Source organism: Escherichia sp. HH26CH, assembly GCF_009820205.1.
GTDB classification, from domain to species: domain Bacteria; phylum Pseudomonadota; class Gammaproteobacteria; order Enterobacterales; family Enterobacteriaceae; genus Escherichia; species Escherichia coli_F.
The window spans coordinates 31,547-43,658 of sequence record NZ_VNXM01000035.1 but is presented as its reverse complement, the minus strand read 5'-3'; the positions used below and the strand labels follow the sequence as shown (position 1 = coordinate 43,658).

Genomic DNA, 12,112 nt, shown 5'->3' with positions numbered 1-12,112 from the left:
CCGTATGGCATACACCTGCAGGCCCACATCCGGCAAGTTACAACAAACAACCTTTAACCATGCTTTTTGATGTTTTTCAGCAATACCCTGCGGCGATGCCCATACTGGCAACCGTCGGAGGATTGATCATCGGCAGTTTTTTGAATGTGGTGATTTGGCGTTATCCCATCATGATTCGCCAACAAATGGCGGAGTTTCACGGTGAAATGCCGAGTGCGCAGTCAAAAATAAGCCTGGCGCTACCGCGTTCGCACTGTCCGCATTGTCAGCAGACCATCCGCGTTCGTGACAATATTCCGCTGCTCTCCTGGTTGATGCTCAAAGGGCGCTGCCGTGATTGTCAGGCGAAAATCAGCAAGCGTTATCCGCTGGTGGAGTTATTGACGGCACTCGCTTTTTTGCTGGCGAGTCTGGTCTGGCCGGAAAGTGGATGGGCGCTGGCGGTGATGATATTATCCGCCTGGCTGATTGCCGCGAGCATCATCGACCTTGATAACCAATGGCTGCCCGATGTTTTTACTCAGGGCGTATTGTGGACAGGACTGATTGCGGCATGGGCGAAACAGAGTCCGTTAACGCTACAAGACGCAGTTACCGGCGTCCTGGTGGGATTTATCACTTTTTACTCCCTGCGCTGGATAGCCGGAATAGTTCTGCGTAAAGAAGCATTAGGCATGGGCGATGTATTACTCTTCGCCGCGTTAGGTGGCTGGGTGGGCGCGTTGTCGCTGCCCAATGTGGCTTTAATCGCCTCATGCTGCGGCCTGATATATGCCGTTATTACAAAAAGAGGATCAACCACACTGCCTTTTGGACCGTGTTTAAGTCTGGGCGGTATAGCAACACTTTATCTACAGGCATTGTTTTAATGATAATCCCGTCATTATCAAAGTGACATTTTAACTCTTATTAATAACCTTAGAGATTATTTACCATGTCGATAAAACAGATGCCAGGGAGGGTATTAATATCGCTATTATTGAGCGCTACAGGATTATTCAGTGGCTGTGCCAGCCATAATGAAAATGCCAGTTTACTGGCGAAAAAACAGGCGCAAAATATCAGCCAAAACCTGCCGATTAAATCTGCGGGTTATACCTTAGTGCTGGCGCAAAGCAGCGGCACGACGGTAAAAATGACCATCATCAGCGAAGCGGGTGCTCAGACCACGCAGACGCCTGACGCCTTTTTAACCAGCTACCAACGACAAATGTGTGCAGACCCAACGGTGAAATTAATGATCACCGAGGGAATTAATTACAGCATAACGATTAATGATACACGTACAGGTAACCAGTATCAGCGGAAACTGGATCGCACTACTTGTGGAATAGTCAAAGCATAACGTCGGGTATATAAATTGGCGCGGGTTGTTTTTCGTGACGCACGAATTTATCTCATTCAATGGTTGACTAAAATTCGTCACACTCTTAACCAGAGACAATCTCTTAATACAAACAAAGAGCATCTGCGAAAAATTGCTCGCGCGATGTTCTGGCTGATGCTGCTTATTATTTCTGCAAAAATGGCGTATTCACTCTGGCGCTATTTCTCCTTTTCTGCGGAATATACGGCGGTTTCTCAATCGGTGAATAAACCGCCCCGCGCGGATGCAAAACCGTTCGATAAAAATGACGCGCAATTAATCAGCCAGCAAAACTGGTTTGGTAAATATCAGCGCGTCGCCGCACCGGTAAAGCAACCTGAACCTGTAGCAGAAACGCGTCTTAATGTGGTGCTGCGCGGGATCGCCTTTGGTACCAGACCCGGCGCGGTGATTGAAGAAGGTGGCAAACAGCAGGTCTATTTGCAGGGTGAACGGCTTGGCTCTCACAACGCGGTGATTGAGGAAATCAATCGCGACCATGTGATGCTGCGCTATCAGGGAAAAATGGAGCGGCTCAGTCTGGCTGAAGAGGAGCGTTCCACCGTAGCCGTGACCAACAAAAAAGCCGTCAGTGACGAAGCAAAGCAAGCTGTTGCTGAGCCTGCTGCCAGTGCGCCCGTTGAGATCCCAGCTGCCGTGCGTCAGGCACTGGCGAAAGATCCGCAGAAAATTTTTAACTATATCCAGCTTACGCCTGTGCGTAAGGAGGGGATTGTCGGTTATGCAGTGAAACCGGGGGCAGATCGTTCTCTGTTCGATGCCAGCGGTTTCAAGGAAGGCGATATCGCCATTGCACTAAATCAGCAGGATTTCACTGATCCACGAGCAATGATTGCTCTGATGCGGCAGTTACCTTCAATGGATTCCATTCAACTTACGGTTTTACGCAAGGGTGCGCGCCACGACATTTCCATCGCGCTGCGCTAACCGCATTTAATCCAGGAGAATCATTCATCGTGTTTTGGCGTGATATTACGTTGTCGGTCTGGCGTAAGAAGACAACTGGCCTCAAAACAAAAAAGCGTTTACTGCCGCTGGTGCTGGCAGCGGTATTATGCAGTTCACCGGTCTGGGCGGAAGAAGCCACTTTCACCGCTAATTTTAAAGATACCGACCTGAAATCGTTCATCGAAACCGTCGGCGCTAACCTTAATAAAACCATCATTATGGGGCCGGGCGTTCAGGGGAAAGTGAGTATTCGCACTATGACGCCGCTCAATGAACGCCAGTATTACCAGTTATTCCTTAACCTGCTGGAAGCGCAGGGGTATGCCGTCGTACCGATGGAAAACGACGTGCTGAAGGTGGTGAAATCCAGCGCCGCAAAAGTTGAGCCGCTGCCGCTGGTCGGTGAAGGCAGCGACAACTACGCGGGCGATGAAATGGTCACCAAAGTAGTGCCGGTACGTAATGTGTCGGTCCGCGAACTGGCACCGATTTTGCGCCAGATGATCGACAGCGCAGGCTCAGGCAACGTTGTTAATTACGATCCCTCCAACGTAATTATGCTTACCGGACGCGCCTCCGTCGTGGAGCGCCTGACGGAAGTGATCCAGCGCGTGGATCATGCGGGAAACCGCACCGAAGAGGTGATCCCGCTGGATAACGCCTCAGCTTCGGAAATTGCCCGGGTGCTGGAAAGCCTGACCAAAAACAGCGGCGAGAACCAGCCAGCAACGCTGAAATCTCAAATTGTCGCTGATGAACGCACCAACAGCGTGATTGTCAGTGGTGACCCTGCCACGCGAGACAAAATGCGCCGCCTGATCCGTCGCCTTGATTCAGAAATGGAGCGCAGCGGCAACAGCCAGGTGTTCTATCTCAAATACAGCAAAGCCGAAGATCTGGTCGATGTGTTGAAACAGGTCAGCGGCACGCTCACAGCGGCTAAAGAAGAGGCGGAAGGCACGGTTGGTAGCGGGCGTGAGGTTGTCTCCATCGCCGCCAGCAAACACAGTAATGCCCTGATTGTCACCGCGCCGCAGGACATCATGCAGTCGCTGCAAAGCGTGATTGAACAACTGGATATTCGCCGTGCTCAGGTGCATGTCGAGGCGTTGATCGTGGAAGTTGCCGAAGGCAGCAATATCAACTTCGGCGTGCAGTGGGCGTCGAAAGATGCCGGATTAATGCAGTTTGCTAACGGTACGCAGATCCCTATCGGTACGCTGGGCGCAGCCATTTCTCAGGCGAAACCGCAGAAAGGTTCAACGGTGATCAGCGAAAACGGTGCCACCACCATTAACCCGGATACTAACGGCGATCTCTCCACGCTCGCCCAGCTTCTTTCTGGCTTTAGCGGTACGGCGGTTGGCGTGGTGAAAGGCGACTGGATGGCGCTGGTACAGGCGGTTAAAAACGACTCCAGCTCGAACGTTCTCTCCACGCCGAGCATCACTACGCTGGACAACCAGGAAGCCTTCTTCATGGTGGGCCAGGATGTTCCGGTATTAACCGGCTCTACCGTTGGCTCCAATAACAGCAATCCTTTCAATACAGTAGAAAGGAAAAAAGTCGGCATCATGCTGAAAGTCACGCCGCAGATTAACGAAGGAAACGCGGTACAGATGGTGATTGAGCAGGAAGTGTCGAAGGTGGAAGGACAGACCAGCCTCGACGTCGTGTTTGGCGAGCGCAAACTGAAAACTACCGTGCTGGCAAACGATGGTGAGCTGATCGTGCTTGGCGGTCTGATGGACGATCAGGCGGGAGAAAGCGTGGCGAAAGTGCCGCTGCTGGGCGATATCCCGTTGATTGGTAACCTGTTTAAATCGACGGCGGATAAAAAAGAAAAACGTAACCTGATGGTGTTTATCCGCCCGACCATTCTGCGTGATGGTATGGCGGCAGACGGCGTGTCGCAGCGCAAATATAACTATATGCGCGCCGAACAGATCTATCGCGATGAGCAAGGCTTAAGCCTGATGCCGCACACCGCGCAGCCGGTACTGCCAGCGCAAAATCAGGCTCTACCGCCGGAAGTTCGTGCGTTCCTTAATGCCGGGAGAACGCGTTAATGGTGCCTGTAGCACAGGAAACCACTGCTAACACCGTGCGTCTGCCCTACAGTTTCAGCCGTCGGTTTAGCCTGGTGGCATGGTGCGAAGCGTCGCTGGAGATCCTCCATGTGCATCCGTTGTCGCTCTCTGTTTTGCAGGAGCTGCAACGGGGGCTGAACGCGCCCTTTACGCTGCGGCAAATCGACGAAGCCGAATTTGAACAGCGGCTGAATGCGGTCTGGCAGCGTGACTCTTCCGAGGCTCGCCAGCTGATGGAAGATCTCGGTTCTGCTGAGGACTTTTTTACTCTCGCAGAAGAACTGCCGGAAACGGAAGATCTGCTGGAAAGTGACGATGATGCGCCGATCATCAAACTGATCAACGCCATGTTGGCAGAGGCGATTAAAGAAGGCGCTTCGGATATCCACATCGAGACATTTGAAAAGAGTCTGGTGATCCGTTTTCGTGTTGACGGCACATTACATGAAATGCTGCGCCCGGGGCGCAAACTGGCCTCGCTGCTGGTATCACGTATTAAGGTGATGGCGCGGCTGGATATCGCCGAAAAGCGCGTACCGCAGGATGGCCGTATTGCGCTGCTGCTGGGTGGTCGGGCGATTGACGTGCGTGTCTCCACTATGCCTTCCGCCTGGGGCGAGCGCGTGGTGCTGCGACTGCTGGACAAAAACCAGGCCCGCCTGACGCTGGAACGTCTGGGGTTGAGCCATGAACTGACCACGCAGTTGCGCCAGCTACTGCACAAACCGCACGGCATCTTTCTGGTGACGGGGCCGACAGGTTCCGGCAAAAGCACCACGCTGTACGCCGGATTGCAGGAGCTGAACAACCACTCGCGCAACATTCTCACGGTTGAAGACCCCATCGAATACATGATTGAAGGGATCGGTCAGACACAGGTTAACACCCGCGTCGGCATGACCTTCGCCCGTGGCCTGCGCGCGATTTTGCGTCAGGACCCGGATGTGGTGATGGTCGGTGAAATCCGCGATACCGAAACCGCAGAAATCGCCGTCCAGGCGTCATTGACCGGACACCTCGTGCTTTCCACGCTGCATACCAACACGGCGGTGGGGGCGATCACGCGTTTGCAGGATATGGGCGTTGAGCCTTTCCTGCTCTCTTCCAGCCTGACGGGCGTGATGGCGCAGCGACTTGTTCGCACACTGTGCACCGACTGCCGCCAGCCCGCGCCTGCCACTGATGAAGAAAAACGCCTGCTGGGGATTACCGACGTGCGTACCGTCACGCTGTACCATCCGCAGGGCTGCCCCGCCTGTAATCACAAAGGTTTTCGCGGACGTACCGCTATCCATGAACTGATCGTGGTGGACGCCACATTGCGTGATTTGATCCACCGTCAGGCCGGGGAACTGGAGCTGGAACGTTATGTCCGGCAACACTCTGCGGGTATCCGCAGCAACGGCATTGAGAAAGTGCTCGCCGGAGAAACCTCTCTCGATGAAGTGCTGCGGGTAACGATGGAGGCGTAATGTAATGGCACTGTTTTACTATCAGGCGTTACAGCGTAATGGTCGCAAAACCAAAGGTATGATTGAGGCGGATTCCGCGCGTCATGCCCGCCAGTTGTTGCGCGGTAAAGAGCTTATTCCGGTGCACATTGAAGCACGGATGAATGCTTCGGCAGGGGGAATGTTGCAGCGTCGGCGGCACGCACATCGTCGCGTGGCGGCGGCAGATCTGGCGCTGTTCACTCGCCAACTGGCAACGCTGGTGCAGGCAGCAATGCCGCTGGAAACCTGCTTACAGGCGGTCAGTGAGCAAAGTGAAAAACTGCATGTAAAAAGCCTCGGAATGGCGCTGCGCAGCCGGATTCAGGAAGGTTACACCCTGTCGGACAGCCTGCGCGAACATCCCCGCGTCTTTGATTCTCTGTTTTGTTCGATGGTCGCTGCCGGAGAAAAATCCGGACATCTCGACGTGGTGCTTAATCGCCTGGCGGATTACACCGAACAGCGGCAGCGTCTGAAATCACGCCTGCTGCAGGCCATGCTTTATCCGCTGGTACTGCTGGTGGTGGCAACGGGCGTGGTCACTATTTTGCTGACGGCGGTGGTGCCGAAAATTATCGAACAGTTTGATCATCTCGGACACGCGCTGCCCGCCTCTACCCGAATGCTCATCGCCATGAGCGACGCGTTACAGGCCAGCGGCGTGTACTGGCTGGCGGGTTTGCTGGGGCTTCTGGTGCTGGGGCAACGGTTACTCAAAAATCCTGCGATGCGCCTGCGCTGGGATAAAACCTTGCTGTGTTTGCCCGTGACGGGGCGTGTTGCGCGCGGACTGAATACGGCGCGTTTTTCCCGCACATTAAGCATCCTCACCGCCAGCAGTGTTCCGCTGCTGGAAGGTATTCAGACCGCCGCCGCCGTGTCGGCAAATCGTTATGTCGAGCAACAACTGCTGTTGGCGGCAGATCGCGTCCGCGAAGGAAGCAGTCTACGCGCTGCGCTGGCGGAGTTGCGCCTGTTCCCGCCGATGATGCTGTACATGATCGCCTCCGGCGAACAGAGCGGTGAACTGGAAACCATGCTTGAACAGGCCGCAGTCAACCAGGAACGGGAATTTGATACCCAGGTAGGGCTGGCGTTGGGGCTGTTTGAGCCTGCTCTGGTGGTGATGATGGCGGGTGTGGTGCTGTTTATCGTCATCGCCATCCTCGAGCCGATGCTGCAACTGAACAATATGGTTGGAATGTAATTTACGGAGTTATCACATGAATTCGTTATCCCGCACACAAAGACCACGGGCAGGTTTTACCCTGCTGGAAGTGATGGTGGTGATTGTTATTCTTGGCGTCCTGGCAAGTCTGGTGGTGCCTAATCTTTTGGGCAACAAAGAGAAAGCCGATCGGCAAAAAGCCATCAGCGATATCGTGGCGCTGGAGAACGCGCTGGATATGTATCGACTGGATAACGGGCGTTATCCGACCACCGAACAGGGGCTTGAGGCGCTGATCCAGCAACCGGCCAATATGGCGGACTCCCGCAACTACCGTCCTGGTGGATACATCAAACGGCTGCCAAAGGATCCGTGGGGCAATGATTATCAGTATCTCAGCCCGGGTGAAAAAGGACTGTTTGATGTTTACACCTTAGGGGCGGATGGTCAGGAAAACGGGGAAGGTGCTGGCGCAGATATCGGTAACTGGAATTTGCAGGAGTTTCAGTAATCAGTGCCCAAACGCGGATTCACTCTTCTGGAAATCATGCTGGTGATTTTCCTTATCGGCCTTGCCAGTGCGGGCGTGGTACAGACTTTTTCGACCGATTCTGAATCGCCTGCGAAAAAAGCGGCGCAGGATTTTCTGACTCGCTTTGCGCAGTTCAAGGACAGGGCAGTGATCGAAGGGCAAACACTCGGTGTGCTAATCGACCCGCCTGGTTATCAGTTTATGCAGCGTCGTCACGGGCAGTGGTTGCCCGTTTCCGCGACCCGCTTATCGGCACAGGTTACGGTGGCGAAACAGGTGCAAATGCTGCTACAACCCGGCAGTGATATCTGGCAGAAGGAATATGCGCTGGAGCTGCAACGCCGTCGCCTGACGCTGCACGATATTGAACTGGAGCTGCAAAAAGAGGCGAAAAAGAAGACGCCGCAGATCCGTTTTTCGCCTTTTGAACCCGCCGCGCCGTTTACGCTGCGCTTCTACTCGGCGGCGCAAAACGCGTGTTGGGCGGTAAAGCTGGCGCACGATGGCGCGTTATCCCTCAATCAATGTGATGAGAGGATGCCATGAAGCGCGGATTTACCTTGCTGGAAGTGATGATCGCACTGGCGATTTTTGCGCTGGCTGCCACGGCGGTGTTACAGATTGCCAGCGGTGCGCTGAGTAATCAGCAAATCCTTGAGGAAAAAACGGTAGCGGGCTGGGTAGCTGAAAACCAGACCGCACTGCTCTACCTGATGACCCGCGAACAACGGGCGGTCAGGCATCAGGGCGAGAGCGATATGGCAGGAAGCCGCTGGTTCTGGCGAACGATCCCTCTGAATACAGGTAACGCGCTGCTCCAGGCGGTGGATATTGAAGTCAGCCGTCACGAAGACTTTTCGTCAGTGATTCAGTCACGACGCGCCTGGTTTAGCGCCGTGGGAGGCCAACAGTGAAAAGGACTCGCGCTGGTTTCACGTTACTGGAAATGCTGGTGGCGATAGCCATTTTTGCCTCGCTGGCACTGATGGCACAGCAGGTGACAAACGGCGTCACACGCGTGAATAGCGCCATCGCCGGACACGATCAAAAACTGAACCTCATGCAGCAAACGATGAGTTTTCTGACCCACGATCTGACCCAAATGATGCCGCGTCCGGTAAGAGGCGATCAGGGGCAGCGAGAACCTGCGTTACTGGCGGGCGCTGGCGTGCTGGCCTCTGAGAGTGAAGGAATACGCTTTGTGCGCGGCGGTGTGGTTAATCCATTGATGCGTCTGCCGCGCAGTAATCTGCTCACCGTCGGTTACCGCATTCATGACGGTTATCTCGAACGGTTAGCCTGGCCGCTGACCGATGCCGCAGGCAGCGTGAAGCCAACAACGCAAAAGTTGATTCCGGCGGATTCACTTCGTTTGCAGTTTTACGACGGCACTCGCTGGCAGGAAACCTGGTCATCAGTGCAGGCGATCCCTGTGGCAGTGCGCATGACTCTGCATTCGCCGCAATGGGGCGAGATTGAACGCATCTGGTTGTTACGCGGGCCGCAATTATCATGATCACCTCACCACCAAAACGCGGAATGGCACTGGTCGTGGTGCTGGTATTGCTGGCGGTCATGATGCTGGTAACCATCACGCTTTCCGGGCGGATGCAGCAACAACTTGGGCGAACGCGCAGTCAGCAGGAGTACCAGCAGGCGCTGTGGTATAGCGCCAGTGCAGAAAGCCTCGCGCTGAGCGCACTCAGTCTGAGCCTGAAAAATGAAAAGCGCGTGCATCTGGCGCAGCCGTGGGCTTCTGGCCCTCGTTTGTTGCCACTGCCGCAGGGGCAAATTGCCGTCACTCTGCGTGACGCTCAGGCCTGCTTTAACCTGAATGCCCTTGCTCAACCAACAACGGCGTCGCGTCCGCTCGCGGTACAACAACTGATTGCCCTGATCTCGCGCCTGGATGTGCCTGCTTATCGGGCCGAACTGATAGCCGAAAGCCTGTGGGAATTTATTGACGAGGACCGCAGCGTGCAGACGCGTCTGGGCCGTGAAGACAGCGAGTATCTCGCCCGTTCGGTACCGTTCTACGCCGCCAATCAACCGCTGACCGATATCAGCGAAATGCGCGTGGTACAGGGAATGGACGCCGGCCTTTATCAAAAACTCAAACCGCTGGTCTGTGCGCTGCCGATGACCCACCAGCAAATCAACATCAATACCTTAGACGTCACGCAAAGTGTGATTCTTGAGGCGCTGTTTGACCCGTGGTTAAGCCCTGTTCAGGCGCGGGCGTTATTACAACAACGTCCTGCGAAGGGCTGGGAAGATGTCGATCAGTTTCTCGCACAGCCGCTACTCGCTGACGTCGATGAGCGTACTAAAAAAAAGCTAAAAACCGTCCTGAGCGTGGACAGCAATTACTTCTGGCTGCGTTCAGATATCACCGTGAATGAGATTGAACTGACGATGAATTCGTTAATTGTCCGCATGGGCCCACAACACTTTTCTGTTCTCTGGCATCAGACAGGAGAAAGTGAGTGAGTTCCATCCTTGAGATTTTTTTCCCGCTTTGCGCCGCTGATCCCATCCGTTGGCAGCGCCGTACACCCGACGTGGAGCACGGTATCTGGTCTGACGTTGCTGACGAACGTCTCCAGCAATGGCTGCAAACTGATGCGATTCGACTCTACATTCCTGGCGAATGGATCAGCGTATGGCAGGTTGAACTTCCTGATGTCCCCCGCAAGCAGATACCGACTATTCTGCCCGCCTTACTGGAAGAAGAGCTGAACCAGGATATCGACGAACTGCATTTTGCGCCGTTGAAAATCGACCAGCAACTGGCAACCGTAGCAGTGATTCACCAACAGCATATGCGCAACATTGCGCAGTGGTTACAGGAGAACGGCATCACCCGCGCAACCGTCGCGCCAGACTGGATGTCCATTCCTTGTGGTTATATGGCTGGCGATGAACAGCGAATTATTTGCCGCATCGATGAATGTCGTGGATGGAGCGCCGGGCGGGCGCTGGCCCCGGTCATGTTCTGCGCACAGCTCAATGAGCAGGCGTCACCGCTTTCGCTGACCGTAGTCGGAATCGCGCCGGAAGAGCTATCTGCATGGGCTGGCCCAGACGCTGAACGTCTGACAGTGACGGCCCTGCCAGCCGTTACCACTTATGGCGAACCTGAAGGGAACCTGCTAACAGGGCCGTGGCAGCCTCGTGTCAGCTACCGAAAACAGTGGGCGCGCTGGCGGGTGATGATTCTGCCGATATTGCTGATTCTGGTTGCGCTGGCAGTGGAACGGGGCGTGACGTTATGGAGCGTCAGCGAACAGGTGGCGCAAAGCCGCACCCAGGCGGAGAAACAGTTCTTAACGCTATTCCCGGAGCAGAAGCGGATTGTGAATTTACGCTCTCAGGTGACGATGGCGCTGAAAAAATATCGCCCACAGGCCGACGATACCCGGCTGCTCGCAGAATTGTCAGCGATCGCCAGTACCCTGAAATCAGCGTCACTTTCCGACATCGAAATGCGTGGTTTCACCTTTGATCAAAAACGCCAGACGCTTCATCTCCAGCTACGGGCTGCGAACTTTGCCAGCTTCGACAAACTGCGTAGCGCACTGGCGGCAGATTATGTTGTGCAACAGGACGCGTTACAGAAAGAGGGTGATGCGGTTTCCGGCGGCGTAACGTTGCGGAGGAAATAACATGTTACGCGATAAATTTATTCACTATTTTCAGCAATGGCGTGAACGCCAGTTAAGCCGTGGCGAACACTGGCTGACACAACACCTGGCGGGGCGTTCGTCGCGTGAAAAAGGCATGTTACTGGCAGCGGTGGTGTTCCTGTTTAGCGCCGGATATTACGTCCTCATCTGGCAGCCTTTGAGCGAACGGATTGAGCAACAGGAGACGATGTTGCAGCAGCTGGTGGCGATGAACGCGCGACTGAAGAGCTCCGCGCCGGATATTATTGCAGCGCGAAAATCCGGCACGACAACGCAAGCACAGGTATCGCGGGTCATCAGCGACAGTGCTTCGGCGCATTCAGTGGTCATTAAGCGGATAGCCGAGCGCGGGGAGAATATCCAGGTCTGGATAGAACCTGTGGTGTTTAATGACCTTCTGAAATGGTTAAACGCACTGGATGAAAAATATGCGCTGCGGGTGACACAAATTGATGTCAGTGCTGCTGAGAAGCCTGGGATGGTGAATGTGCAGCGGCTGGAGTTTGGACGGGGATAAAGTATCAGGAGATTAATATCAATAAAATTACTCTCGTTAACGTGGCGAGAGTAATTCCCCCAGACTTTATAAGCTAATTTTTTTCGTGAAGGTTATTGTCAGATCCAAAAGCAAAAACCCGCCTTGTGGGCGGGTTCTTTAGAATAGTGGTGCCCGGACTCGGAATCGAACCAAGGACACGGGGATTTTCAATCCCCTGCTCTACCGACTGAGCTATCCGGGCAACGGGGCGCATTAAACCTGATTCGCCTCGTCTCGTCAATCAAATTTCTTCAATTTACTGCAGACTGC

The 12,112-nt window shown here is 54.3% G+C and carries 13 protein-coding genes and 1 tRNA gene; 13 read left to right on the top strand and 1 reads right to left on the bottom strand.

Features of this window, described 5'->3' with window-relative positions:
• Positions 1–59 precede the first annotated feature (59 nt).
• The 13 genes from pppA (at position 60) to yghD (ending at position 11,821) form a co-directional block, all read left to right on the top strand.
• Positions 60–869 (top strand): prepilin peptidase PppA, encoded by an 810-nt coding sequence (gene pppA, locus FQ015_RS11670; protein WP_160524092.1) that lies wholly within the window; start codon positions 60–62, stop codon positions 867–869.
• A gap of 65 nt (positions 870–934) precedes the next feature.
• Complete coding sequence (gene gspS2 / locus FQ015_RS11665) at positions 935–1,345, top strand: type II secretion system pilot lipoprotein GspS-beta (protein WP_105271333.1); 411 nt, start codon at positions 935–937, stop codon at positions 1,343–1,345.
• Positions 1,346–1,360: 15 nt separating this feature from the next.
• Complete coding sequence (gene gspC, locus FQ015_RS11660; RefSeq protein ID WP_160524081.1) at positions 1,361–2,314, top strand: type II secretion system protein GspC; 954 nt, start codon at positions 1,361–1,363, stop codon at positions 2,312–2,314.
• A 29-nt stretch (positions 2,315–2,343) separates the two neighbouring features.
• The gene (gene gspD / locus FQ015_RS11655; protein ID WP_000498842.1) at positions 2,344–4,404 is read left to right on the top strand and encodes a type II secretion system secretin GspD; all 2,061 of its coding nucleotides are present in this window, start codon (positions 2,344–2,346) and stop codon (positions 4,402–4,404) included.
• Entirely contained in the window at positions 4,404–5,897 is a 1,494-nt protein-coding gene (gene gspE / locus FQ015_RS11650) for a type II secretion system ATPase GspE (protein ID WP_160524080.1), read from the top strand. The genes gspD and gspE overlap by 1 nt, the downstream gene beginning before the upstream one ends.
• Positions 5,898–5,901: 4 nt before the next feature.
• Positions 5,902–7,125, top strand: coding sequence for a type II secretion system inner membrane protein GspF (gspF, locus tag FQ015_RS11645; protein ID WP_160524079.1), 1,224 nt, complete (start codon positions 5,902–5,904; stop codon positions 7,123–7,125).
• A 16-nt stretch (positions 7,126–7,141) separates the two neighbouring features.
• Complete coding sequence (gene gspG / locus FQ015_RS11640; protein WP_001087303.1) at positions 7,142–7,597, top strand: type II secretion system major pseudopilin GspG; 456 nt, start codon at positions 7,142–7,144, stop codon at positions 7,595–7,597.
• Between the two features lie 3 nt (positions 7,598–7,600).
• On the top strand, positions 7,601–8,164 hold the full coding sequence (gspH, locus tag FQ015_RS11635) for a type II secretion system minor pseudopilin GspH (RefSeq protein WP_046080694.1): 564 nt from the start codon (positions 7,601–7,603) through the stop codon (positions 8,162–8,164).
• The gene (gspI, locus tag FQ015_RS11630) at positions 8,161–8,532 is read left to right on the top strand and encodes a type II secretion system minor pseudopilin GspI (RefSeq protein WP_160524078.1); all 372 of its coding nucleotides are present in this window, start codon (positions 8,161–8,163) and stop codon (positions 8,530–8,532) included. The genes gspH and gspI overlap by 4 nt, the downstream gene beginning before the upstream one ends.
• The gene (gene gspJ, locus FQ015_RS11625; protein ID WP_160524077.1) at positions 8,529–9,134 is read left to right on the top strand and encodes a type II secretion system minor pseudopilin GspJ; all 606 of its coding nucleotides are present in this window, start codon (positions 8,529–8,531) and stop codon (positions 9,132–9,134) included. Before gspI ends, gspJ begins: the two co-directional genes overlap by 4 nt.
• Complete coding sequence (gspK, locus tag FQ015_RS11620) at positions 9,131–10,108, top strand: type II secretion system minor pseudopilin GspK (protein ID WP_160524076.1); 978 nt, start codon at positions 9,131–9,133, stop codon at positions 10,106–10,108. The genes gspJ and gspK overlap by 4 nt, the downstream gene beginning before the upstream one ends.
• Positions 10,105–11,283, top strand: coding sequence for a type II secretion system protein GspL (gspL, locus tag FQ015_RS11615; RefSeq protein ID WP_160524075.1), 1,179 nt, complete (start codon positions 10,105–10,107; stop codon positions 11,281–11,283). Before gspK ends, gspL begins: the two co-directional genes overlap by 4 nt.
• A gap of 1 nt (position 11,284) precedes the next feature.
• Complete coding sequence (gene yghD, locus FQ015_RS11610; protein ID WP_160524074.1) at positions 11,285–11,821, top strand: GspM family type II secretion system protein YghD; 537 nt, start codon at positions 11,285–11,287, stop codon at positions 11,819–11,821.
• A gap of 147 nt (positions 11,822–11,968) precedes the next feature.
• On the opposite strand, the gene FQ015_RS11605 is transcribed toward yghD, so the two are convergent.
• A tRNA-Phe gene (locus FQ015_RS11605) sits at positions 11,969–12,044 on the bottom strand.
• Positions 12,045–12,112 lie beyond the last annotated feature (68 nt).